Genomic DNA, 24,435 nt, shown 5'->3' on the forward strand with positions numbered 1-24,435 from the left:
CTTGTCACTCATTACTGAAAAGAATATCGGAGCCAACTGCCGTCTCCACAGATTTCTTTACATTTTCGATTCCTGCACCTGTATTTCCGGCAATTCCAGGTATCTGAATGATCGCCGGCATCAGCGCCTCACTGTATTTACTGATCTCAGCGGAAAGCTGGGCTGCCAGCTGTTCCGTAATATAAATAACCGCATATTCACCGGTTGCCAGACGGTTTAGCTTCTCTTTTCCCTCTGTGGGATCCTCCACCGGAAAGGTATCAAGGCCAAGCGCCGCAAACCCGTAAATGCTGTTATAATCACCCAAAACCGCGATCTTATACATACATTTCCCTTGCCCTTTCCCGGATAAACTCTTCCGGAAGGCCGCTGCGCTTTCCGGTGAGAATGATCCGCACCGTCTTGATCTCATTCTCACGGGCAAGCACATAGGCTACCAGCGGTCCCAGTGAAAATGAATTGTACAGCTGAGGGCGGATGGTCTCCATGATCTGGTTGTCACACCATCTCTCAAAAGCGGAAGCCGATTCCGCCAGTGCCAGAGCTCCGTCCCCGTATTTCGTTTCTGCCAGATAACTCATGATCTGATCCATTCCGCTGACTGCAGCGTGGATCAGTCTTTCCTTATCCAGTGTGTCACATTCTGCCATGGCTTTTTTCATGAAGTCCGAGCTTTTTCCTGTTTTGCAGGCACGGACTGCAATCCGGATATCTGCTACTGCAACCGTGGATTCCGCATACTGCCGGACGATCTCTTCTTTTGACCGTTCTCCGGCTTTTTTTATGGCATCCAGTGCTGCCCGGTCTACGATAATATCCGCAAGCTGTCCGTCTCTTGTGTGCAAAAAGGTCTCATAGGCCTCTCTTGCTACTTCCCGCATATCTTCCGGAAAACGGTCGTATTCTTTATCCTTCAGAAATTTCACCATATCCTCCCCGTCAATAGCACAGTCGCTGAAAAAAATATTCGGCGTTGTCCCATCCAGGATGCTGGCCTTCACAGCCGCTTTCAGGTTATGGAAAAGATCCTGATAAGAGAGAACGGAAAAAACAGATCGATCCGCTACCAGCGAATCCATGATCTCCCAGGTCTTTTCTCTCTCCCTGGAAAGAATGGCGTCCGCACCGGATGCAGGATCACCGTTTCCCCAGCCCTTCTCTGTAAGGATCTGAAGGCACTGCTGCTCATCCTGGCATGCCAGAAGCTGCTCGATCGCCGCCTGATTCAGAAGTCCGGTCTCCAGAACACGTATCCTCGCCACCGCATAGGCATAATCTTCACCAAACATCATTCACGCCCTCCTTTTTGCGATGGTGTTTTACGCAAACAAAATCTTTCTTACCTGATCCAGAAGCTCATCCCGCTTCTCCGCGAACATGGCATCAATAGAACAGTTTTCCTCAATGCCGCCGTATATCAGGATAAAACCTCCGTCTATGTTTCGGGTTTCACCGGAAATTTCCAGCACACCACCCTTTTTCTGTGCCAGGCTCTTTATTTCCTCACGGAAACCTGCCGGCATACGTTCCAGATCCTTTTTTGAAAAACAGATCTCTCCTTCTCTTGGAAGAAGATATTTCTCAGCCATATTCTTAAGGATCCCAAAATATTTTTCTTCATCCAGATTCTTCACACGGTCACAGGCATCTGCGATCACATTTCCGATCAGTTCCTGCTTGGCTGCAAGAACTGCGGTACGCTTCTTCATATCTGCAGCGGAAGCTGTCCGCTCTTCATAGCTTTTCACCTTTGCCCTAGACTGTTCTTCTCTCTGCTGCCGGATCTTATCTGCCTTTTCTCCGGCTTCCCTGAGGATCTCTGCGGCTTTTTTCTCCGCATCACTGATCGTAACGGCTGCAGAAGCATCGGCCTCTTCAAGAATCTGGCTTACCATCTTCTCTAATCCTGTCATGCTCTGCCCCTCCTGATGAATCAAACCTGAATTCCGCTGACTGCAAGAATGGAGATCAGAAGAGCCAGAATCGCATATGTCTCAACCATTGCAGGGAAAAGCATGGCTTTACCGAACTGCTCCGGCTTCTTGGCTACGATACCGATAGAAGCTACGGAAGTTTTTCCCTGATGGATTGCGGAAAGAAGACCTGCGATAGCAATCGGAAGACAAGCCACAAAGATCATAAGACCGGTTTCCAGGGAAATATCAGCAACACCTCCGCCCAGGATACCAACCTTGGAAAGTGCAAGGAATGCTACCAGCAGTCCGTAAATACCCTGAGTACCAGGAAGAAGCTGCAGAAGCAGAACCTTGGCAAATTTGTCCGGGTCTTCTGTTACAACACCTGCTGCTGCACGGCCGGCTGTACCAACACCGATGGCGGAACCTATACCTGCAAGAGCTACGGAAATTGCTGCTCCCAATAATGCCCAAACGATACCACTCATAATATTAATCCTCCTTAATATCTACATATTTTGTATTTTCGCGGAAGGGGTGGAACTCTTTTCCTCCGCCCTCAAAGAATTTGCCGAAAAACTCTACGTACTGTAATCGGCAGGTGTGCACGTATGCACCCAGAAGATTGATCAGAAGGTTAAAGATATGACCAATCACAAATACAAGGATAAATACGATCCATCCCAGAACACTGTCTCCCAGCATACTTCCCATCTGGTTCATAACTGACGCGATAACTCCGGTGGCAAGTCCCAGAGCCAGAAGTCTGGAGTAGGAAAGGATATCACTGACCCATCCCGTGATATTGTAAAGATCGTAGGCTCCAAGCGCCAGTCTCAGGAACGGATTCTTCTTATCTCTTCCTGACATGAAGAGAATTCCCACTGCTCCGATGATCGCCATCCATTTTCCGACCTGTATCACTGCCGGTGAAAGATTCAGATCCATCTGAGAAATAGAACGGAACATGCTGCTTGGGATAAAGATCAGGATCAGTCCCATAAGAAGCAGGAACCAAAGCACTACATCACAGAAAAAGTCAAGATATTTTCTGTCACGTAACAGCATGTAGCCCTTAAGCCCCATTCCCAGAAACATATGGATCAGGCCAAACAGCATGGAAAACACCAGAAGTCGCATCGGCTCATTTAACGGTGCAAACCATACCGGCTTCACCGTGACCGGCCTGTGCAGATATACCTTCGAAAATACATCGATAAAATCTCCGAAATATCCGCCAAACATCACTCCCCAGAACAAAGTGGACAATCCACAGTACATAAAAAGCCGGATGGATTTCTGCATTCCGCTCTCCATCCTGGGGAACTTCAGAAGTACTCCCAGACAGACTGCAAAGACGATCAGTCCATATGCTGCGTCTGACAACATCAGTCCGAAAAGAAATACATAGCAGGCTGTCATGATCGTGGAAGGATCGATCTCTCCCTTTCCGGGAAGACCAAATGCTGCCAGAACTCCCTCTCCTGCTGCTCCGAATTTACCATTCTGAAGGGCAACCGGAACATTTTCTCCCTCAGCATCTTCTGCTTCAAAAACAATATCGTACTTCTCCGTAAACCGTTTCTCCATTGCAGGAACCTGTTTCTTCGGAAGATATCCTGTCACAAAAAAAGTGCTCTCCGACTGGCGGAGCTGTCCTAATACCTCATATTTCTGTGCACGGATTCGGAAATAATCGGACAAAAGCTGAAGAGAGCTCTTCCTGCCGTGAAGAGCTCGTATCTGCTCCCGGATCTGTTCGGACTCTTCCTGAATGCGTACCACTTCATTCTTAAGGTTCTCCAGCTCCTGTGCCGGAACCTCTGATACCAGCTGTGCCGGTCTTGCAAATCCCTGCATCCGAAGCGCTTCTTCCAGTTCCTGCGCCTGTGCTTTCAGGCAGACAACCACCAGGCTCAGCTTACCGGCGTCATTTGAGATTTCCCGGATATCAAAGGCTTCAAGCTGTGGTGCATCCGCTGCCAGCTGACTGTATACCTGATCCAGAGTTATATTTCCGTCAATACTTCCCACAAGTACCGCTGCTTTCGCTGTACCTCCGAAGTTCATCGGAATATCCAGCTTCAGCCATGGAGCAAGAGCTGCTTCCTGCTGTTCTAGCTTAACTGCCGCCGCACTGTTCTCTGTAAGCTTCTTCCGGTATCCCTGGATTTCTCTGGCTGTTCTCAGGATCTCTTCCTGATCCCGGATAGCTTCTTCCTCCTGCTTCCTTCCGATCAGCGGTTTCCCTGCCAGGGATGCCAGCATGGATTGCTTTTCCTTTGAAAATTCATCCAGTATTTCGATTGCCTGATCACAAAGGGATGCGTTCTTCTCAAAGATCAGCCGGGCATTCATGGTATCCATCGTCTTAAGCTCCGGATCCAGCTCCGCTGCATCGATCTCCAATACTCCAATTGACTGCAGTTCTTCCAATATGGCCTTACGGTTCTTTTTCATTGCGCAGATACTGATTCGCTGCATCTGCAATACTGCCATTTTCGCACTCCCCCTCTCAGAACAAACTGTCCATTACTGCCTGGATAGCCTGCTCGTGCTTCGACTCCGCTTTCTTTTTCAAAGCTGCAAGCTCCTCCTCTACTTGTCCAACGACAGTGTTCTCTGTACTGTGTGCACGTTCCTCGGCTGCTTTCATATCAGATGCCGCCTGTTCGCCGGCGGCTGTTTCCGACTTTCTGATAATATTCTCTGCCTCTTTCTCAGCTTCGCTGATGATACTCTGTGCACGGACGGATGCATCCTTTATCTTCTGCTGCGCTTTTGCCTCCGCCTCTTTCACTGCCTTGATCGTTTCCTGGATCATCTGATCACCGCCTCTCTGCATATCCAAATTGTACCACAATCACTTTTTCAAAACAATATTTATTATGCAATTTAACGAGAAATTTATTTGTATTGTGTCAAAAACTCGTCATATATGTTATATTTTTGCCATTTTTTCGCACACTTTTTATTTGTTTATTCTATTCATATTTTTTATTTTTATTCAAAAAAGCCATCAGCCCGATGAAAATGTTCTTTACATCTTCATCGGACTGATGGCTTTCAGTTATGAACAGGTGATAAATGTGAACTGCCTCATCCGACCAAATTACAAATTATCTGTTAATTATACAGATAATTTGTAATGTCTTCGCTCTTGATATTCTCAGCATCGATCCATACCGGATCAAGTAAAACCTTCTTATCAATCTTTGTTTCCTTCTTCGGTGCAGTAGACTGAATAGCCGCCCACATTGTCTGATATCCCATCGCATAAGGATTCTGGGAAAGCACTCCCAGTTCTTCCCCTTTCTGGATTGCTTCCTGCTGTTTGCTGGTTGCATCTACGCCTACCATAGCAACTTTATTTTCTCCTGTGTCCTTATTTACCTCCAGAAACATTTCAGAAACCTCGGCATTGGTGCAGAAAACACCATCCAGTGCCGGATATTTATCCAAAACTTCCTTCATGGCTTCTTTCATATCATCAACCTGGTCAGAATATACGGTTTCCACCACTTTAATATCCGTATAATTTGCAATATTATCCAGAAATCCCTTTACACGTTCCTGAGCGCTCTGTGTTTTCTCCTGTGCAGAAAAAACAGCCACATTTCCCATTTTTCCAATGGCGCTGCCAAGCTTATATGCTGCATATTTGCCGATCTGTGTATTGTCTGTTCCACGGAAAGCTCTGACCAGCTTCGTATCACTGACATTGGAATCAAATGCGACCACCGGGATTCCGTTCTCTTTCGCTGCTTCCAGCTGTGCCTGACAGGAATCCATGTCTCCGGCAGAAAGACACACTACAGATGGATTCTCAGCGATCACTGCATCAAGAGTATTGATCTGACTTTCTACGTCCTCTTCATCATCCGGACCCTCAAAGGTCATCGTGATCTGCTTGTCTTTTTTGAAACCGTACGCCTCATTTACGTCCTTGACAGCAGCTTCCATTCCTTCTTTTACTTTATTCCAGAATTCACCTTTTTTGCTTTTGCTGACAACAGCTATTCTGGCACCTTCTTCAATAGAAAGAGTGTCATCGATCTCAGGGATCAGCGGGCTTTTTTCTTCTTCCACTTCAGTTGCTTCAGGGGTTTCCTGGACATCTGCTACAAGCGGTGCAACAAGCTTTTCTACTTCTTCTTTCTGACAGCCTGTCAGCAGGGTTGCCACAGCCAACAAGGCTGCTGACGCTACTGCAGCTCTTTTCATTGTAATCTCCTCTTCCTCGCTGGTTACTGTTCTTTATCGTCTGCCTTGTCCGTCCACAGTAACTTATACTTTACAAAAAACTTACATTTGGTTACTTGCTTTTTACATTATACACTTTTTCGTATTTCCGTCCAGAGTTTTTACATTTTTTTCACAAAATCCAGAAACGCGCTTCCCTGTGGCTCTGTTTCAAACTTCATCATTTTTCCTGTTCTGGGGTGTTTGAATTCCAGACAACTGGAACAAAGTCCCAGTGATGTACCTTTTTCTCCTGAAGGATTATATTTCCGGTCTCCCAGAAGGGGAATTCCCTCATGAGAGAGCTGCACACGGATCTGATGATGTCGACCTGTTTCCAGCCTGATCTTAAGAAGTGTCCGGGATTTTCCGTTTATCTCCTGCTGATTCAGAACTTTATAGTGAAGGGTCGCTTTTTTTGCTCCCGGTGTATTTGCAGACACAACCTGAGACATGTTGGCTTTTCCATTTTTTTTCAGATAGTCTGTAAGAGTCCCTTCTGGGTTCTTTGCTTTTCCCTCTGTTACTGCCAGGTAATATTTTCCGGCGCCTCCTGCCATCATCTGTTTACTCAAATTTCCTGCTGCTTCGGGTGTTTTCGCAAATACAAGAATGCCTTCTACCGGCTGATCAAGGCGATGCACTACTCCCAGATATGGGATCTTTCCCGGTGTTTTTTTAACCAGATAATTTTTCAGGGCACTTTCCATGTCCATTGTTCCTATTTTTGCTGCCTGCACCGGCATTCCTGCTGTTTTTCTGCACACAAGGATTTCTTTGTCTTCATATAAAATATTTTCTTCAATCTGATAATTCCACATATTTTCTCATCTTACTTCCTTTCTCACAGAAGTATAACTGATGATGTTTTTGATGGCAACTGATAAATATAACTGTTCGGAAAATCTCTGATTGAAAATTTTGATCTCTGATCGGATCATATTATTTTATCTAGGGCTTTTCGGAACGATTATATACTTAACATATGCAATCTTATATACACAACGAGACGGTCATCACTTTTTTTACTTTTACAGTTTCCAAAAATGATGACCGTCTCAACACTCTTCGTTATTCAATTTTTCTTCCTCTTCGTTCTTTCGAATAAAGTTTTCTTGTTATACTTATTATATTTATCAATCGAAATCTCTGATTTTATATACTTTATAAAATAATTTCGATTCTCTTTATTCAATTTTGAAATTTTTCTTTTTCAGATTCTCTCTTCTTTTTTATTTCCTGCTCATAAACGACTGATATATGTAAGTATATCTCTTCGATTACTTAGAAAGTTTTATAGATTGGAAATCATCTTTTACGATGTTTGATTTCCTGTTTATCTGAAGAATTTCGGTGGTTATACTTTTTCCTGTTCACTAAACAATTCTGGACTTAACTTCTTAAATTCAAAACCATTTGTTATCTCTGTACTTTGTGATCTGCTGATTCAAATCGACCTACTGGGATTTTCTCCTCTGCAGTTCTTTAAAGTATCCTGGAAAAAAGTTCCTGCCCGATTCTTCTGTTTTTAATATCCTCTCAGATATTCTTCTGATGCAAAGCTTCAATCCATATCCTAATGGTTCTGATATGCATTTCAAAGTATCGTTCTCATCTTCACGTTTGTTCTTGGAATCTCTTCTTTCCAACGAACCGGTGAGTTGAGGGTTTTACTCTTTCGGGAAACATTTCTTTACATATTTCCTGAAATCTTTGTATCAGGTGTGTGACAGTTGTTCAATATGAGTTACCGATTCTATATTACCTGAAATACTGATTTCCTTTTGTTTCTGATTTCTTAAAATATAAGTAAGATTTAAGAGGATCTTATTTATATTTCATAAAAGAAACTTCTGTTTTCTTAAGGTGTATCATATGTGATCTGTATCAGGTCTTTCTTGCAGGAAATTCGGTTCCTGTCACTCTCATATTGATGATGGTGTTTGTTCATGTTCCCACTGGAATCACCTTTTCCTTTCTTCATCCTTCATGTGCATCTATGCTATGAATTGAATGATTTTCTTTTTTTATTTTTCTCTTGTTGTTTTTGATGGTCTTATAATAACATCGTTGCTGGCATTTGTCAATACATTTTTGTGTTTTTATGCTATTATTTTTATTTATTTGTTTTGTTAGGTGTTTATATTTTATAATTTGTTTGTGTTTTTTATTATTTTCTGTTAATTTATGCTATTGTGAAGTTGTGAAGAACGGGATGGTATGTTGCGAACGGACGGTCGGGAAGGACGGGAGGGGCGGGTGAGGCTTCGGAGGTCTAGTGCTTCTAAGGCTGCGGGGATTCTGCTAAAACCGCTGAAAAAATCCCAGAACTCGCTGACGCTCAAACAGCTGGGATTTTTCCAGCAACGCAGCCTCCCCGCGGCCTAAGAAGTACTACGACTCCTGCAGAGTCACCCGCCCCTCCCGTCCTTCCCGCCCTGACTTTCGAACATGGAAAGTTAGTTAGAAAAGTTTCTGTGTGACTGCATTGGCCCTGCAAACATTGCAATGTTTGTACTTTACAATGTTTGTACTTTGCAATGTTCGCAGGGGATTGAGATAAACTTTATTCGAAAGAACGAAGAAGAAGAAAAATTGAATAACGAAGAGTGTTGAGACGGTCATCATTTGTTGAGCTTTTCTTGATATTTTTACCGAGGCTGGGGTTTGTCTCTGGGAATGTCAGCGTGAGGTGTCCTGTGGAGAGCAGGGGCTTCGGAGTGAGCCTTTGGTCATACTTGGCGGCTGAGGTGACCTGTGGAAAGGTATTCTGCGGATACAGGCCGCAGAATAAGACCCATCTGTCTGAGCCAGGTACGCATCAGCGTACATGGCGAGTTATGGGCCGGCCTTTTCACAGGTTGCCTCAGACGCTTAGTATGACCAGGCGAAACGACAGCCCCTGCTCCCCACAGGACACCTCACGCGTCCGCATCGTCCACATCCCATAAATAAGTATCCATAACCCCAAAAGCAAAAAGCAGACCGGCAACCTTGATCAAAATGGTCACCAGTCTGCAAAACAATACGGAAATTCTTAAATTACTATATTCCTCTCCGCAGCATATTCATGAACACAGCTCCAACGCCTTCACGCTCTGCATATGTTCAATCCCTGCATCTATTTACGATTATAATTGATCAGACAACCCTTAAGGATAATCTCTCTCTCATCGTCTGTCAGCTCACCCAGAGTTACCTCGAACTCCTTCAAAGAATCACCTTCAACGGTATAGCCTTTGATCACGTCTGCTTTTTCCTCAACCGCCTTGCGGATTCCCGGGAAGAACAGATAATCACCGTTCTTGAACGGAAGATCTCCGGACGGGATCAGGAATGGAAGCATACCCCAGTTGATCAGATTGGATCGATACCTCTTGGTTGCATACTCATTGGCAATGTTTGCCCAGCCGCCAAGTACCTTCTGACAGGATGCAGCCTGCTCTCTGGCAGAGCCATCGCCCGGTTTCACTGCAAAGATGGTACTTCCTACGCCAAGGTTGGTCTTATCTACATCCGGATAAGTCTTGTTGATGGTTTTAATAACCGGTTTCAGTTCCGGAACAGCCTCTGCCGGGCAGCTACCTGCCTGGATTGCCTTCTGTGCTGCCTGGATCTCTTTTGCACGGCCAACGTAAGCCGGATCCTTTCTGGACAATGTAAACTCTGCAAGTCCAAGCGGGTTGGAACGGTAGGAGGATGTCTCACCGGACGGGATCAGCTCGTCAGTGGTAGTAACTGGATCGTGAATCTCAGAAACAACCTTCAGGATCAGGTTGTCTGCAAGTGCAGCCATCTCCGGCCAATCTTTGATATTCGGTCCAAACTGGATTTCTACGCTTGGATCTGCCACGCCCTTGCTGTCAAATACACGGTTCTCGTAGATAGACTTATCGAAGTAGTATTTATGCTCGGAATAGCTTCCGTCAAACTCCTCTGCTGAGGTAAGGAATCCCTTGTTTGCTGCTGTAGCTGCAATGGAACGTGCATCCATAAGTGCAACAGAAGAGATCTGACCGTTCTGGATCTTGGAGCCTTCACGGTTCGGGAAGTTTCTGGTTGTATGACGGATACTGAATGCATTGTTTGCAGGTGTATCTCCGGCACCGAAGCACGGTCCGCAGAATGCAGTTTTCACAACTGCGCCTGTTCCGATCAGTTCTGCAAGAACACCGTTCTTAGCCAGCTCCATGTAGATCGGAGTACTTGCCGGGTATACACTTAAGGTGAAGGCATCATGGCCGATATTTTTGCCCTTGAGGATATCTGCTGCTGCACAGATATTCTCAAATCCGCCACCTGCACAGCCGGCAATGATTCCCTGCTCAACATAAAGCTTGCCATCAACTACCTTATCTCTCAATGTGAACGGAATCTTTCCGTCAAGGCTTACCTGTGCTCTCTTCTCCACATCTGCAAGGATATCGTCAAGGTTTGCCTTCAGCTCATCGATGGTGTAGGTGTTACTCGGGTGGAACGGCATTGCGATCATTGGTTTGATCTCACTGAGGTCGATCTCTACACAGCCGTCATAGTATGCAACGTTGCCCGGTTTCAGTTCTTTGTAATCCTCCGGTCTTCCGTGGATCGCATAAAATTCCTCGATTTTCGCATCTGTCTGCCAGATGGAGGAAAGACATGTGGTTTCTGTTGTCATAACATCAACACCGATACGGAAATCTGCGCTTAAGCTGGCAACTCCTGGTCCAACGAACTCCATAACCTTATTCTTCACATAGCCGTTGGCAAAAACCTCGCCGATGATGGCAAGCGCAACATCCTGAGGTCCCACACCCGGACGTGGAGCACCTTTCAGATAAATAGCAACTACGCCTGGCATATTAATATCGTATGTCTGGCAGAGAAGCTGTTTTACAAGTTCCGGTCCGCCCTCTCCCATAGCCATGGTTCCAAGTGCTCCGTATCTTGTATGACTGTCAGAGCCGAGGATCATCTTTCCGCCGCCTGCAAGCATTTCTCTTGCAAACTGATGGATAACTGCCTGATGAGGCGGTACATAAACTCCGCCGTACTTTTTGGCACAGGTGAGACCAAACATGTGGTCATCTTCATTGATGGTTCCGCCTACTGCACAGAGGGAGTTATGACAGTTGGTCAGTACATATGGTACCGGGAACTTCTCAAGTCCTGAAGCTCTCGCAGTCTGGATGATTCCTACAAATGTGATATCATGGGAAGTCAGTTTATCAAATTTGATCTGAAGCTTCTCCATGTTATCAGATTTATTGTGAGCCTTAAGAATAGAATATGCGATGGTATTCTTAGCAGCCTCTTCTTTCGCTACAGGCAGATCAGCCTGGTTCTCGGGAATGATTTCCTGTCCGTTCTGAAGATAAACGCCGGTATCGTAAAGTTTCATTTCGGTTCCTCCAATCTGTAATGATTCTTTTTTTCATAATTTCGTTTATTATAGAGGATTTTTACACATTAGTCAATAAAAGTGAGCATACCTGGTGCATTGTTTTGCGTACAAGCGTTGCTGCCCTGTGCTTTACTTTCCCTGCAAAATCCGCTATACTGAAGACCATATCGGACGGATATTTATATTCTGCCGGCTGTGGCAGTTTCAATACGGAGGTACTGTTTATGTTTCGTTTATGGGGAAAAATATGGAAAGACAATCGCATGCTTCAGGACACCGTTGTCTGTGATGACAGCGATGATACCAGAACCCACAAGATTTTTCACGGACTTGAGGAAATCTGCTATCAAATGGATCTGGGAAATCCTATCTGGCTGGATGCCACGGTGCGGGATTTCAAAAAGCATGATAAGGCCCGTTTTTATCAGGATAATTTCATTGAACATATTGAATTCGACTACCTGGAGATCCAGGTAATCGAGGAAGACTGAGTAACATGTAAAAGGACGCAGGAAAGCCACGAATGCTTATCCTGCGTTCTCTTTTTTTAAAAATTCCCAATCTGGGAGGTATATTCATCAATGCGCTCCAGCAGCTCCTGATTGGAGTAGTTTGTTTCTCTGCATATATAAGCGCAGAGCATTTCTGCGGCAAACATTCCTGCTACATAGGAATTATAGAATTCACTGCTGTCGCCTCTGGCCGTCAGTACCACGTCCGCAAACTTGGCTGTTTCACAGGTAGGCTTGTCTGTCAAAAGGATAATGGATGCCCCCTGCTTATGTACCATCTCAGCAGTGAGATACATCAGCCTGGAATACCTGGAGTAGGTGATAAAAACAGCAGCATCACCTTTTTTCAGATCACTGGCAAAATCAAACATGTTCTGTCCATGACTTCCGTAATTATATACATGAGGAAGTGTCTGTCTGAGGATCGTATTCAAAAATTCTCCCACACAGGTTGATCCTCTTGAGGAAAAAATATATTTCACATCGCTGTTGATGAGGATACTGGTGGCTTTACGGTACTGTTCTTCGGTATTGCCGGCGATGGTACTCTGGATATTGCTGAGAGTATAGGCACATACCGTATCCTGAACCGTTGCCTTGTGCTCCTTTTTCTTGATCGCCTCGATACGTTCCGCAGGAATGAGGATTCCGGCATCCACATCCCTGGACTGTTCCGCATAGCTCTCCCTCAGAAAATTCTGAAAGTCCGGATACCCGGTAAAGCCCAGTGTCTTGGTAAGCCGGATCACGGAGGAATAGCTCACATTCAGCACCCCGGCCAGCTCTGTTGACGTCATAAAACAGCATTTCTGCAGATTTTCAAGAACATAGTCTGCAACTTCTTTTTCCTTTGGTGTCAGCTGTGCTGAAATGATCAGCTTCTGTAACTGATTTTCCATGAAATATCCTCCTGGTCTTACTGATTTTATACTTGATACATCTGTCGTAAAGCAGTAAATCGAATGTTCACATTCTATTCTGTTATACACTGTTTTTATTTTAACATATGGTTATGTAAAAGCGCCCAAAAGAATATAAATATTTTTGTATATATTTTAATGAATAAAATTATTTACTACTCAAATTCATTATGATATACTCTGTTCATCAGATGAATAATATTATTCTTAATACCAAAATTAAAAATATTTATTTTCAAAGGAGTGGTAACAATGGCAGATAAAAAGTATAATCCATACGACAATATGCTCTCTGTCCTGAAGCAGTCTGCAGAGGCACTTGGTCTCAGTTATGAAGATTACGCAACACTTTGCTACCCGGAACGTGAGCTTAAGGTTTCTATCCCAATCCGTATGGATGACGGTTCTATTAAAGTATTCGAGGGATACCGTGTTCAGCATTCCAGCGCACGTGGACCGTGCAAGGGCGGCATCCGTTACCATCAGAATTCCGACATGGACGAGGTAAAGGCACTTGCAGCATGGATGTCTTTTAAATGTGCTGTTGTAAATATCCCTTACGGCGGCGCCAAGGGTGGTATTAAAGTTGACCCCTCCAAGCTTTCCAGAGCTGAGCTGATCCGTCTGACTCGTCGTTATACAACCCGTATCCTTCCGATCATCGGACCGGATAAGGATATCCCAGCTCCGGATGTTAATACAAATGGTGAGGTCATGGCATGGATCATGGATACCTACAGCATGTTCACAGGCCATACTGTTCCGGGTGTTGTTACCGGTAAACCGATCGAAATCGGCGGTTCTGTCGGCCGTATAGAAGCTACCGGACGCGGAGTTACCATCATCGCTTATCAGTGCATGGAAAAGAATCATGTTGATCCTGCACACGCCGCTATCGCTGTTCAGGGTATGGGAAATGTAGGCGGAACTGCCGCTGAGATTTTTTATAAGAATGGTCAGAAGGTGGTTGCTGTCAGTGATTACACCGGTGGTCTTTACTGCGAGGACGGACTTGATATTCCTGCGATCCGCAAATTTATTTCCGAAGGAAATACTCTTGATAAATACGAGGCAGAGGGCGTTTCCCACGTTACAAATGACGGCCTTATCACCTGCAAATGTGATGTTCTGATCCCGGCTGCCCTTGAGAATCAGATCACAGAAGATAACGCCGGACGCATCCAGGCAAAACTGATCATCGAGGCTGCCAACGGACCGACTTCTGTTGAAGCTGACGAGATCCTGAATTCCAGAGGAATCATCGTATGCCCGGATATCCTTTCCAATGCAGGCGGTGTTGTTGTTTCCTACTTCGAGTGGGTACAGAACATCCAGAACCTTACATGGGATCTTGATGAAGTTAACAAGATGCTTCAGAAGATCATGCTTACTGCCTTTAATGAAGTTTATGCTCTCAGCCAGGAGAAAAATGTAACGCTCCGTATGGCAGCTTACATGGTTGCGATCAAGAGGATCACCACAGCCGGCAAGCTCCGTGGCGGCCCGATCTCCATGGGTTGAGGCGGTATAGCTGATAAATTCCTTATCTTACACAACTGCATACATAAAAGAACTCTCCGGCGGATACAAAGAATCGTATCTGCCGGAGAGTTTTTTTGTAAGTATATATTTCGTCAAGCGGATATCCTCAAGCCCTCCGCTGCTTATTGCTTTTCGCAATTGAGGCAGGGGACTTACCTGATTCGGTTAATCTGCAGCATTTCTGGAAATCACTGCATCCGCTCTCCTTATTCAGGAATATCCTTATGCGCATGTCAGTATTTTCTCAGATATAACAGGTTCTGTTCTTACTCTGCATTCATAAATTCCCGTATGATCTCCCGCATGATCTCTTCCTCCTCCGGAGAAAGCATCTTGCTGAAGTGGCTTCCGGTAGCAGCCGTCTGACGGATACTTCTGGTGATCTTATCTACGATCTCTTCCTGCAAAACAGGATCCGGTTTTTCTGCGACCGGTACTTCCTCTACCCAGGTACGGACCTGTTCCACATAATCTGCAAGAGAAGCCATCACAAGCTCTTCCTTATAAGAAAAGTCCAATGCCTGACGAAGAAGAAGCAGTACTACCGGCACTGCTGCCCCTATATAGAGATAAAGCATAGGCAATCCTTCCCTGTATCCCAGTCTGCTGTTGAGAAAAACAGACAGTCCCAGAAGAAATGTACAAAACAGTGACGGATACCACACAAATCGGTTCATCCGATGCCAGAGCCTGTCCCTTGACTTCCACAGGTTCAGCCATTTTTCTTTGAGATTCTGTAATCGCTGCGTATTTCGGATCATTCTTCGGTAGGTAAGGTTTGTTGCCAGCATCCCCAGACCGCCGATACATCCCATGGATGTCATGACGTAAAGCGGGATGTTCAGCTTCATGATCATCTCCAGCATAAGCCCTCCCTTTTTCACTGCCGCACAGTGCCTGAGCGTACTTTCGTTCTATAGCTGCACTGCTCATCGCCTTAGGAATATTATACTTCTATATAACTTAACTGGAAAGAATTTTCGTTCGTCAAATGCTGCCCCTGTTTTCGGTCTTTTTACATTTCCTGCAGTGCTTTGACTACATTTTCAAATTTCATGAAGTGAGAAGCCTTTACGAGGATGGTATCTCCAGGTTTCACATATGTGTTCAGGTTCTTAAGAAGGCTTTCCAGATCTTTTTCCCGGATGACTGTCAGGTCCGGATTGGTCTGAGATGCTTTTTCCGCGATATGGGCTGCAAGTGGTCCTACGCAGATGCATGCATCGATCCTGCACTGACCTGCATGAACGCCTACACCTTCATGAAGTGCAGCTTCATCAGTTCCAAGCTCACCCATATCACCAAGGATGGCAACCTTTCTTCCAAGTCCGTCCTGAAGAACATCCAGGGAAGCCTTCATGGACATGGGGTTTGCGTTGTAGCAGTCATCTACGATCATGAATTTATCGGTCTCGATCATATTGAATCTTCCGCTGACCGGTTCCAGGCTTTCGATGCCATTTTTGATCTGCTCTGCATTCAGTCCGTAAAGTCTGCCCACAGCTGCTGCTGCCAGCGCATTGGATACCATATGACGTCCCGGCATTGGAATATCTACATGAAATGTCTGGAGTTCTCCGTTCTCTGCCATTTTTCCCTTCAGACAGATGTCACAGCTCATTCCCTTCAGGCCACGGCTTTCCACATTTTCACAGGTAACAGAAGCATTTTCTCCGTTTCCGAAAAATACCGGCTGCATACCGTTGTATTCCTTTACTGTGGAGAGCTTATCATCATCACCGTTAAGTACGATATTTTTCTTCACATACTGAAAAATCTCTGTTTTTGCCTTCAGGACGCCGTCTCTGTCCCCAAGGTTTTCCAGATGACAGGTTCCGATGTTTGTGATCACGCAGGTGTCCGGTTTTGCGATCTTTGCAAGACGGGTCATCTCACCGAAATCGCTGATTCCCATTTCCAGAACTGCGATCTCATCTTCATCACGAAGGCGGAATACTGTCAGGGGAAGTCCCAATTCATTGTTGAAATTCCCCTGAGTTTTCAGTGTACGGTATTTTTCCTTCAGCACAGAGGCAATCACCTCTTTTGTGCTGGTCTTTCCAACGCTTCCTGTGATTCCCACAACAGGAATATCAAGCTGCTCCAGATAAAACTCCGCAATGTCTTTTACTGCCTGAAGGGAGGAGACTACCTGGATATACGGATGATCCACTCCTTCAAGAGTTCTCTCGGATAAGGTTGCAAGTGCACCTGCTTCCATTACCTGCGGAATAAAACGGTGAGCATCCACACGCTCTCCTACTACCGGTACAAAAAGACCTCCTTTTTCCACCTTACGGCTGTCAGTTGTGATCGCAGTCACTTCCTCCTGAAGTTTTTCCTGCGGGCCGTGGTAAATACCATTGCAGATTTTTGTGATATTTTCCAATGTAAGATTTTTCATGAATAAAATCCTTTCTTTTGCCAGAAACTCCTCCTGTCAACAGGAGGAGTTACGGTCAGATATTTTATTTTCTGTATTTCTTAAAAGAAATGCGAATCAGTTCTTCACAGAGGTCCGGATAGTCGATTCCCAGGACCTTTGCTTCCTGCGGGATCAGACTGGTGGGTGTCATTCCCGGAAGTGTGTTTGCCTCCAGGCAGTACATATCACCGTTTTCTTTCATCATGAAGTCAAAACGTGCATAACCCTCAATACAGAGAGCCTTTGCGCCAGCTTCCGCATAATGCTGCATTTTCTCAGTCAGTTCCGGTGAGATCTCAGCCGGACAGGTTTCTACTGTGGAGCCTGCCTGATATTTGTTTTTGTAATCATAAAAGCCCTGCTTCGGTGCGATCTCGATGATCGGATAAGCCTTTCCGTCTACAACTGCAACGGAAAACTCACGGCCCCTGATATACTCTTCAACAACTACCTCATCTTCATAAGAATAAGCACCATCAATGGCATCCTCATATTCCTTCTGATCGTTTACAATATAAACACCTACGCTTGAACCACCGCAGCATGTTTTTACAACAACAGGAAATTCCATACCAAGATCATGGATGTTTCTTGTGCAGTTTTCTTTCAGCATGGAAACGCCCTTCGGTGTCGGTACCTGATCCATGAGAAAGATCTTCTTAGTGAGACCCTTATCCATAGCAAGGGCACTGCTTAAATATCCGGTTCCTGTGTAACGGATTCCCAGAAGATCGAAGGTTGCCTGAACCTTTCCATCCTCTCCGTTGGAACCATGAAGTCCCATAAATACAATGTCTGCTGCCTGACACAATTCCAGTACATTCGGTCCGAAAAAGCTTCTTCTTGTGCGTTTGATCTCTTCGATATCATCATCGAAGCTTCTCATATACTCTGCCGCAGAATCTACCTCATAATCTTTATCTCCAAAGGGCTCATCCCAGTCCACCGGCTCCAGTCCGCAGAAAATATCTACAAGAATGGCATTATGGCCTTTTTTACGAAGTGCCTTGCAGACACCTGTTCCTGTTACGATGGAAATCTCTCTTTCTGTACTGGTTCCGCCTGCCAATACAACGATATTCATACTTTCATCTCCCTTGATGATCTTATGTTTTCTTTCTTCGTATTCTTTTAATATTTCTTTTAATCTCTTATTCATAAACTACGATCGGTACTCCTACACTAATATTATTATAAATGATTGCCGCCTTATCCTTCGGGGTGTTTACACAGCCATGAGAACCATTTGTGATATAGATCTGCCCGCCATACTGTGAACGCCAGCTTGCGTCATGGATTCCGACTCCTCCGGAAAACGGCATCCAGTATGTAACCGGTGATGCATATCCAGGTCCCTTCAAAACTGCCGGTGAACGCATGGCATCCAGTGCAAAGCATCCGGTTGGTGTGGAATGGCCCTTTCGGACACAGCCGGTAACTACCGGTGTATCTACCAGAAGCTGTCCGTCTTTATAGAATACCATTCTCTGGTTGGTCAGGTCAATCTCTACATATGTATTTCCGATATCATTGGTATCTCTGCAAAGTCCACTGTAAGCATAAGCCGGCTGTCTCACTTCTGTGGTTCCTGCAAGAATGGCATTATAAAGCCATTCAGTCTCTGCGGTCTGATCGATAGCCCATCCGTAATCACCGCCCTTGATGGTTTTCTGGCGGCCATCGTAGGTGGTAAATGTCCTCGTGCAGCCAAAGGTATCATATTTGTATCCCAGGCTGTTCACATAAGCTGCAACCTGGTCTTTGTTTACTATATAATCTCCGTTTGCGTCCCTGACCAGCCAGTCTTTGATGGTATTTCGATCAAGCTGTTCAGACCGGTCCGAAAAATCATAGGTGATCACGCAGCTGGTAAGCTTGTTCATCTGGTCACAGTCTTTTTTCAGAGCTTCATCGTCTTTATATATCGATGGTTTTTTGTAGCAGTTTTTCTTTTCCAGACTGACTGCTTTGTCTCCTGCGGAAACAGCTGCACGGATCACCTTCTGAACCTTTTTTGTATCCAGGGTCGTTCCTTCTTTTTCCGGCTGGATCTCGTAGGTTTCGCCATTATCCTTAATGCATGCGTCTTCAGGCTTTTCCATATTGTCCTTCTGCATGCATTTCAGGTTCTTCACAGCCTCTGTCAGCTTGTTCTGATCTTCATAAGCAGTATCCGCTGCCAGTGTATATTTTTTCTTCTGATTAAAAGCAAGGAACCATTTGTACCGGTCCTGTTTCCTGATCAGCTTTTTGGCTCCGCCATCCGGCTTGTAGACCAGGCTGGCTTCTTTTGCGGTAATGCTCTCTTTTCCGTTGTTTCTTGTCTCAACGGTAAGGACATATGCCTGCACTTCCTTTGCAAGAAGTTTTTCTGTTTCATCCGCAGTTTTATAAGAGCAGTTAAAACCATTCACCTGAGATCCCGGCAGAAAATGATCTGTAAAATAGTGTACACCATATCCATAAGCCCCTGCTGTAAGGATCAGCAGGATCATGATCAGTGCAATGACCAACTTTTTGCCTGTTTTCATTTTTTCTTTTTCCTCATCCATGAGCTCTCTCCAATAGTTATGACTGCCCGGTATTACGCATGCTGAAATACCGGGCAGTCTGATGTGATCGATTTATTTCTCCAGAAGTTTTTCCACACTTACAAGCTTCACACAGAGAACAAATACCTCTGCTGCCTTGCCAAGTTCCTCAACGCTTGGGTAGCTTGGCGCAATACGGATATTGCTGTCTTTCGGGTCCTTTTCATATGGATAGGTTGCGCCGGCTCCAGTCATAACAACGCCTGCTTCTTTTGCTTTGGCAACGATGGCTTTCGCACAGCCTTCCATAGAATCAAAGGAAATGAAATATCCGCCGTGAGGTTTGGTCCACTCACCGATTCCAAGTCCATTAAGTTCTTTATCCAGTGTTGCGAGAACAAGCTCGAATTTCGGACGAAGGATGTCTGCGTGTTTCTTCATATGCTCATGCAGTCCGTTGATATCTTTGAAGAAACGAACGTGACGAAGCTGGTTCAGTTTGTCGTGTCCGATGGTCTGTACAGTCATATATTTGCGGAAGTCATCCAGGTTCGCTTTGGATGCAGCAACTGCTGCGATACCGGAACCAGGGAAGCTTACCTTGGAGGTAGAAGTAAATTTATAAACAATGTCCGGATTTCCTGCTTTTGCACACTCATCAAGAATCTCAAGAAGGAAATCCTGATTGTCATCATAGAGATGATGGATGCTGTAAGCGTTATCCCAGTAAATACGGAAGTCCGGTGCGGCCGGCTTCAGATGCGCAAAACGCTTAACTGTTTCTTCGGAATATGTGTAGCCCTGCGGATTGGAATATTTCGGAACACACCAGATTCCTTTTACTGCCGGATCTTCATTGACATATTTCTCAACCATGTCCATATCCGGGCCTTCCGGAGACATCGGAATGTTGATCATCTCAATGCCGAAAAATTCTGTGATACGGAAATGACGGTCGTATCCTGGTACAGGACAGAGGAATTTCACCTTGTCAAGCTTGCACCATGGTGTATTTCCCATTACTCCGTGGGAATAGGAACGCGCAATGGTATCGAACATTACGTTCAGACTGGAGTTACCATAGATGATGATGTTCTCAGGCTCTACCTCTGACATCTCACCGAGAAGTCTCTTGGCTTCCGGGATTCCGTCGATGACTCCATAGTTACGGCAGTCCACACCGGTCTCACATTTCAGATCTGCATCCCCTGCAAGTACTTCCATCATTTTCATGGAAAGATCAAGCTGATCCGGTGCAGGTTTACCACGGGACATATCCAGTGCCAGACCTTCGGCTTTGATCTCGTCGAACTTACGGTCGAGTTCTTTCTTTAAATCGAGTAGCTCTTCCCTGCTCATCTCACAATATTTTTTCATAAGTTTGCTTCTCCTCTTTTTGTGTACAGTTTCATATCTGCGGTTGCTGTGTTTCTTCTGTTAACGATTTCTGTCTGTCAGGAATTCTCTGCAAAATCTCTTCCGCAAAAAACAGCCACAGTTTCACGGAAGCGGGAAGCCTCTGCCCCGGCAGAAAATCTCTGCGTACATTTTAGTATGTAAAAGCGCTGTTGTCAAATCTTTCGTGGAAAATCCTTCACTTCTCTTGCACAGCATCCATTTTTCCTCTATACTGGAAAAAACATTATTATGGCGTTTTTATGGATTCACGCCCCGATCAGCCGGATCTGGTACAGTAATCTCCGGAAATGCTATATAAAAATGCTATATATATCTTATAAATTTACTATTATGAAAGAGGTATTGATCATCATGTGGATTGCAGATGGATGGAAAGAATATGAAGTTATTGATACATCAAAAGGAGAAAAGCTGGAGCGCTGGGGAGATTATCTTCTGGTTCGTCCGGACCCGCAGGTAATCTGGGATACTCCCCGCAAAAACCGTGGCTGGAAGCATATGAACGGACATTATCACAGAAGCAGCCGTGGCGGCGGTGAGTGGGAGTTCTTTGATCTGCCTCATCAGTGGGAGCTCCATTACAAGGACCTTACTTTCAATCTGAAGCCTTTCAGCTTCAAGCATACAGGACTTTTCCCGGAGCAGGCTGTGAACTGGGACTGGTTCGGTGAAAAGATCCGCAATGCAGGACGCCCGATCAAGGTGCTGAATCTTTTTGCCTATACCGGCGGCGCTACTCTGGCTGCAGCTGCAGCCGGTGCTTCCGTTACTCACGTGGACGCTTCCAAGGGTATGGTGAACTGGGCAAAAGAGAATGCTGCCGCTTCCGGACTTTCCGGTGCGCCGATCCGCTGGCTTGTGGATGACTGCGTGAAGTTCGTAGAGCGTGAGATCCGCAGAGGTAATCATTACGATGCGATCATTATGGATCCGCCTTCTTACGGCCGCGGACCTAAGGGCGAGATCTGGAAGATCGAGGATGCGATCCATCCGCTGATCAAGCTTTGTACGAAGATCCTCAGTGATGATCCGCTGTTTTTCCTGGTGAATTCCTATACTACAGGTCTTGCACCGGCTGTGCTGACTTATATGCTGGCTACCGAACTGAAGCCCTGGAAAGGTAATGTGGAATCTCAGGAGATCGGGCTTCCTGTGACGGAGAGTGGGCTGGTGCTTCCTTGCGGAGCTTCCGGACGGTGGAGCTCCTCCCGGTAGGATAGGGCCGTTGTGGCATCCTTATTAGCTGGCACTTTTTTTTCTGCTGTTGTGAACTGCTGTGAGTTGGGGTTTTTCCTTTCGAGGGGACACTTTGGCGTGGGCAGGTTTTTATCAGGTATTTCTTTGTATTTTCTGATTATTTATATTGAAACGCTTTTTTGATGGGTCTATAATATAGAAAAAAGGAGCGTGATCTTTATGAGTACAGAAACTACGAAGGATACTCTTCCTTTTACCTGCACGCCGGCTTATGACCGGGATGCCTGTAAGGGGTGTGTCTGTTCTACCTGCTATGAACAGGAATTTTGTGACCGGTGCAGCTCCTGTGTAGAGCAGGGACATCGGAAGGAACGATGCAATGCTTACGAGGGAGCCTACAATTACTAACAAAAAAAAGATCTGAAAAAGGCAGAACTATTTGTGAAATCGGCACAGCCTCTCCTCCTCGACACCTCCGAATCCTGCACCCTGTCAGAACATTCACTCCATCACAGCGCAGAACAGCGGCGTGGCCAGGAGGGGAAGAGCGCGAGAAGGGGAGACGGCCTTCGCAACTACGAGTGCTTCCCCTTCTCGCAAATTACCGCCTTCCAAAAGGCCGAACCTTTATCCCAAAAACAAAAAATAAAAACATATAAAAAAAGACTGTCAGACCAATAAAGTCCAACAGTCTCAAAAAAGAAAAAAACTCTTTTTATTCTTACACTTATTTATTCTTAACTTTCTCCAGCATCTCCTCAGCTCTCTCGATCTCACTCTTCTCATCCTTCGGAAGAACAATATTAAGAATAATAGCAAACACCGCTGCCGGAACAATACCGGAACCGCCGAAGATCAGGCTGATCGCCTGCGGCAGATGCACCAGGATCGCTGTATTGGAGCCAAGTCCATAACCAAGACCAAGTGCTACGGAAACGATCGTAACATTTCTCGGTCCTATCGGCCACTTGGTAATTAACTGGATACCGCTGACAACAATGGATGAGAACATCATAACAGCAGCGCCGCCAAGAACACTCTGCGGCATGATGGAGATCAGTGCTGCAAGCTTCGGGAACAGTCCGCATGCGATCAGGAAGATTCCTCCTGTAGCGATACAGAAACGGTTTACAACCTTATTCATTGCAACCAGACCAACGTTCTGGCTGAAGGATGTGTTCGGAAGCACACCGAACAGTGCTGCGAAGGAAGATCCAAGTCCGTCACACATAACACCACCGGAAAGCTCTTTGTCTGTAGCCTCTCTTCCAAGACCACCCTCTGTGATTCCGGAAATATCACCAACTGTTTCAACTGCAGTTACAATAAACATGATCAGAATCGGCACGATCGCACGTGCGTCAAATACCCATTTTACAGGCATCAGTGCCGGTACCGCAAACCATTTTGCCTGAGCAACCTTGTCCCAGTTGAGAACCCAGGCCTTTGTAGCCTCCACAGCAGCACCTGTGTCATCTACATATGTAAATGTTGTAGGAAGTACCATAGCCATGATACTTACCAGAATGTATCCCACAATAATACCGATGAGGATTGAAGAAAAGCTTGTGAAGCCTTTTGTTCCATGCTTCAGCACAATGATCACGATCAGAACTACAAAGCCTACGAAAAGGTTTTCAAGAGAACCGTAATCCTTTGCGGAGCTTCCGCCACCAAAAGAACTGATTCCCACACCGATCAGTGAAAGACCGATTGAAAGTACAACCGTACCTGTTACAACAGATGGGAAAAATTTTCTTAAGGGCTTCAGAAAGCTTCCCAGAACAGTCTCAAAAAGACCGCCGATAAAGCAGGCTGCCATGATCGAACCATAGGCAATGACACCATTTCCCATAACTCCGGCAACACTCTGACATACGCCGATGAAGCCTGAACTTGTTCCCATAACGATAGGAAGCTTGCCACCGACCGGTCCGATCGTAAAGACCTGTACAAGTGTAACAATTCCTGCGATCAGCATTGCATTCTGAAGTAATGCAACCTGAAGATCCCCTCCTGCTTCGATCCCGCAGGCAGCTGTGATGATCAGAAGCGGGGTAAGATTACCCACAAACATGGCAAGCACGTGCTGCAGTCCAAGGGGAATTGCCACCTTAAGAGGCGGGCGTCCGTCCAGCTCATAAGGGCTGGCTGTGTTTTTCTCCTGTTTTTCCATAATGAATCCATCCTTTCTTTCCCTATGTCCTGACGATAACATAAAAAAGAAGGCAGTTATACCCACTGCTGAATATAACCGCCCTGTTATCTGTCAGTACACGTATCGTGTCTCTTCTGTTTCGACACTCTTATCTGAACTGTTATTTCAGACTCCTGAAAAACGGGTTCAT

Annotated in this window: 20 protein-coding genes; 4 read left to right on the forward strand and 16 right to left on the reverse strand. The window is 45.4% G+C overall.

Features of this window, described 5'->3' with window-relative positions; genetic code table 11:
• Nucleotides 1-4: 4 nt before the first annotated feature.
• The 9 genes from MUB50_RS01940 to MUB50_RS01980 form a co-directional block, all read right to left on the reverse strand.
• Entirely contained in the window at nt 5-325 is a 321-nt protein-coding gene (locus MUB50_RS01940) for a V-type ATP synthase subunit F (protein ID WP_118512683.1), read from the reverse strand.
• Nucleotides 318-1,289 carry a V0D/AC39 family V-type ATPase subunit gene (locus MUB50_RS01945; protein ID WP_244789959.1) on the reverse strand — a complete coding sequence of 324 codons (972 nt, stop codon included), beginning with the start codon at nt 1,287-1,289 and terminating at the stop codon, nt 318-320. The genes MUB50_RS01940 and MUB50_RS01945 overlap by 8 nt, the downstream gene beginning before the upstream one ends.
• Nucleotides 1,290-1,319: 30 nt before the next feature.
• Nucleotides 1,320-1,913, reverse strand: coding sequence for a V-type ATP synthase subunit E (locus tag MUB50_RS01950; protein ID WP_015526258.1), 594 nt, complete (start codon nt 1,911-1,913; stop codon nt 1,320-1,322).
• Nucleotides 1,914-1,933: 20 nt separating this feature from the next.
• Nucleotides 1,934-2,404 carry a V-type ATP synthase subunit K gene (locus tag MUB50_RS01955; protein ID WP_015526259.1) on the reverse strand — a complete coding sequence of 157 codons (471 nt, stop codon included), beginning with the start codon at nt 2,402-2,404 and terminating at the stop codon, nt 1,934-1,936.
• A 4-nt stretch (nt 2,405-2,408) separates the two neighbouring features.
• On the reverse strand, nt 2,409-4,415 hold the full coding sequence (locus MUB50_RS01960) for a V-type ATP synthase subunit I (protein ID WP_118623230.1): 2,007 nt from the start codon (nt 4,413-4,415) through the stop codon (nt 2,409-2,411).
• Nucleotides 4,416-4,431: 16 nt separating this feature from the next.
• Nucleotides 4,432-4,740 carry a hypothetical protein gene (locus MUB50_RS01965; RefSeq protein WP_118512685.1) on the reverse strand — a complete coding sequence of 103 codons (309 nt, stop codon included), beginning with the start codon at nt 4,738-4,740 and terminating at the stop codon, nt 4,432-4,434.
• A gap of 302 nt (nt 4,741-5,042) precedes the next feature.
• Nucleotides 5,043-6,140, reverse strand: a complete 1,098-nt coding sequence (locus tag MUB50_RS01970; RefSeq protein ID WP_118512686.1) for a substrate-binding domain-containing protein — start codon at nt 6,138-6,140, stop codon at nt 5,043-5,045.
• A gap of 140 nt (nt 6,141-6,280) precedes the next feature.
• Nucleotides 6,281-6,979 (reverse strand): RluA family pseudouridine synthase, encoded by a 699-nt coding sequence (locus tag MUB50_RS01975; RefSeq protein ID WP_244789877.1) that lies wholly within the window; start codon nt 6,977-6,979, stop codon nt 6,281-6,283.
• Nucleotides 6,980-9,279: 2,300 nt separating this feature from the next.
• Nucleotides 9,280-11,538, reverse strand: coding sequence for a hydratase (locus MUB50_RS01980; RefSeq protein WP_244789875.1), 2,259 nt, complete (start codon nt 11,536-11,538; stop codon nt 9,280-9,282).
• Between the two features lie 227 nt (nt 11,539-11,765).
• On the opposite strand from MUB50_RS01980, the gene MUB50_RS01985 reads away from it, so the two are divergent.
• On the forward strand, nt 11,766-12,032 hold the full coding sequence (locus MUB50_RS01985) for a hypothetical protein (RefSeq protein WP_015526267.1): 267 nt from the start codon (nt 11,766-11,768) through the stop codon (nt 12,030-12,032).
• Nucleotides 12,033-12,088: 56 nt separating this feature from the next.
• Here the strand turns inward: MUB50_RS01985 and MUB50_RS01990 are convergent, their stop codons facing one another.
• Complete coding sequence (locus MUB50_RS01990; RefSeq protein WP_118512689.1) at nt 12,089-12,952, reverse strand: MurR/RpiR family transcriptional regulator; 864 nt, start codon at nt 12,950-12,952, stop codon at nt 12,089-12,091.
• 273 nt (nt 12,953-13,225) lie between these two features.
• Between MUB50_RS01990 and MUB50_RS01995 the strand changes: the two genes are divergently transcribed.
• Nucleotides 13,226-14,494 carry a Glu/Leu/Phe/Val family dehydrogenase gene (locus MUB50_RS01995; RefSeq protein WP_244789873.1) on the forward strand — a complete coding sequence of 423 codons (1,269 nt, stop codon included), beginning with the start codon at nt 13,226-13,228 and terminating at the stop codon, nt 14,492-14,494.
• A 287-nt stretch (nt 14,495-14,781) separates the two neighbouring features.
• On the opposite strand, the gene MUB50_RS02000 is transcribed toward MUB50_RS01995, so the two are convergent.
• The 5 genes from MUB50_RS02000 to MUB50_RS02020 form a co-directional block, all read right to left on the reverse strand.
• Nucleotides 14,782-15,381, reverse strand: coding sequence for a hypothetical protein (locus tag MUB50_RS02000; RefSeq protein WP_118512691.1), 600 nt, complete (start codon nt 15,379-15,381; stop codon nt 14,782-14,784).
• 149 nt (nt 15,382-15,530) lie between these two features.
• Entirely contained in the window at nt 15,531-16,919 is a 1,389-nt protein-coding gene (locus MUB50_RS02005; protein ID WP_173752945.1) for a UDP-N-acetylmuramoyl-tripeptide--D-alanyl-D-alanine ligase, read from the reverse strand.
• A 64-nt stretch (nt 16,920-16,983) separates the two neighbouring features.
• On the reverse strand, nt 16,984-18,024 hold the full coding sequence (locus MUB50_RS02010; protein ID WP_173753067.1) for a D-alanine--D-alanine ligase family protein: 1,041 nt from the start codon (nt 18,022-18,024) through the stop codon (nt 16,984-16,986).
• Between the two features lie 67 nt (nt 18,025-18,091).
• Nucleotides 18,092-19,492 (reverse strand): L,D-transpeptidase family protein, encoded by a 1,401-nt coding sequence (locus MUB50_RS02015; protein ID WP_118623226.1) that lies wholly within the window; start codon nt 19,490-19,492, stop codon nt 18,092-18,094.
• A gap of 72 nt (nt 19,493-19,564) precedes the next feature.
• Nucleotides 19,565-20,848, reverse strand: coding sequence for an aminotransferase (locus tag MUB50_RS02020; RefSeq protein WP_118512694.1), 1,284 nt, complete (start codon nt 20,846-20,848; stop codon nt 19,565-19,567).
• 393 nt (nt 20,849-21,241) lie between these two features.
• On the opposite strand from MUB50_RS02020, the gene MUB50_RS02025 reads away from it, so the two are divergent.
• Both MUB50_RS02025 and MUB50_RS02030 read left to right on the forward strand, forming a co-directional pair.
• Nucleotides 21,242-22,105, forward strand: coding sequence for a class I SAM-dependent methyltransferase (locus MUB50_RS02025; protein WP_092069884.1), 864 nt, complete (start codon nt 21,242-21,244; stop codon nt 22,103-22,105).
• Between the two features lie 201 nt (nt 22,106-22,306).
• The gene (locus MUB50_RS02030; RefSeq protein ID WP_015526276.1) at nt 22,307-22,495 is read left to right on the forward strand and encodes a hypothetical protein; all 189 of its coding nucleotides are present in this window, start codon (nt 22,307-22,309) and stop codon (nt 22,493-22,495) included.
• Between the two features lie 319 nt (nt 22,496-22,814).
• On the opposite strand, the gene MUB50_RS02035 is transcribed toward MUB50_RS02030, so the two are convergent.
• On the reverse strand, nt 22,815-24,263 hold the full coding sequence (locus MUB50_RS02035; protein ID WP_173752951.1) for a uracil-xanthine permease family protein: 1,449 nt from the start codon (nt 24,261-24,263) through the stop codon (nt 22,815-22,817).
• Nucleotides 24,264-24,435 lie beyond the last annotated feature (172 nt).

This window comes from Blautia sp. NSJ-140 (assembly GCF_022868965.1).
Classification (GTDB): domain Bacteria; phylum Bacillota; class Clostridia; order Lachnospirales; family Lachnospiraceae; genus Blautia_A.

Coding starts and splice junctions, on each gene's coding strand:
- MUB50_RS02000 (WP_118512691.1), bottom strand. CDS start 15,381: ATGCTGGAGATGATCATGAAGCTGAACATCCCGCTTTACGTCATGACA.
- MUB50_RS01940 (WP_118512683.1), bottom strand. CDS start 325: ATGTATAAGATCGCGGTTTTGGGTGATTATAACAGCATTTACGGGTTT.
- MUB50_RS02005 (WP_173752945.1), bottom strand. CDS start 16,919: ATGAAAAATCTTACATTGGAAAATATCACAAAAATCTGCAATGGTATT.
- MUB50_RS01965 (WP_118512685.1), bottom strand. CDS start 4,740: ATGATCCAGGAAACGATCAAGGCAGTGAAAGAGGCGGAGGCAAAAGCG.
- MUB50_RS01970 (WP_118512686.1), bottom strand. CDS start 6,140: ATGAAAAGAGCTGCAGTAGCGTCAGCAGCCTTGTTGGCTGTGGCAACC.
- MUB50_RS01950 (WP_015526258.1), bottom strand. CDS start 1,913: ATGACAGGATTAGAGAAGATGGTAAGCCAGATTCTTGAAGAGGCCGAT.
- MUB50_RS02030 (WP_015526276.1), top strand. CDS start 22,307: ATGAGTACAGAAACTACGAAGGATACTCTTCCTTTTACCTGCACGCCG.
- MUB50_RS02025 (WP_092069884.1), top strand. CDS start 21,242: ATGTGGATTGCAGATGGATGGAAAGAATATGAAGTTATTGATACATCA.
- MUB50_RS02015 (WP_118623226.1), bottom strand. CDS start 19,492: ATGGATGAGGAAAAAGAAAAAATGAAAACAGGCAAAAAGTTGGTCATT.
- MUB50_RS02010 (WP_173753067.1), bottom strand. CDS start 18,024: ATGAATATCGTTGTATTGGCAGGCGGAACCAGTACAGAAAGAGAGATT.
- MUB50_RS01945 (WP_244789959.1), bottom strand. CDS start 1,289: ATGTTTGGTGAAGATTATGCCTATGCGGTGGCGAGGATACGTGTTCTG.
- MUB50_RS01960 (WP_118623230.1), bottom strand. CDS start 4,415: ATGGCAGTATTGCAGATGCAGCGAATCAGTATCTGCGCAATGAAAAAG.
- MUB50_RS01975 (WP_244789877.1), bottom strand. CDS start 6,979: ATGTGGAATTATCAGATTGAAGAAAATATTTTATATGAAGACAAAGAA.
- MUB50_RS01995 (WP_244789873.1), top strand. CDS start 13,226: ATGGCAGATAAAAAGTATAATCCATACGACAATATGCTCTCTGTCCTG.
- MUB50_RS01990 (WP_118512689.1), bottom strand. CDS start 12,952: ATGGAAAATCAGTTACAGAAGCTGATCATTTCAGCACAGCTGACACCA.
- MUB50_RS02020 (WP_118512694.1), bottom strand. CDS start 20,848: ATGAAAAAATATTGTGAGATGAGCAGGGAAGAGCTACTCGATTTAAAG.
- MUB50_RS01980 (WP_244789875.1), bottom strand. CDS start 11,538: ATGAAACTTTACGATACCGGCGTTTATCTTCAGAACGGACAGGAAATC.
- MUB50_RS01985 (WP_015526267.1), top strand. CDS start 11,766: ATGTTTCGTTTATGGGGAAAAATATGGAAAGACAATCGCATGCTTCAG.
- MUB50_RS02035 (WP_173752951.1), bottom strand. CDS start 24,263: ATGGAAAAACAGGAGAAAAACACAGCCAGCCCTTATGAGCTGGACGGA.
- MUB50_RS01955 (WP_015526259.1), bottom strand. CDS start 2,404: ATGAGTGGTATCGTTTGGGCATTATTGGGAGCAGCAATTTCCGTAGCT.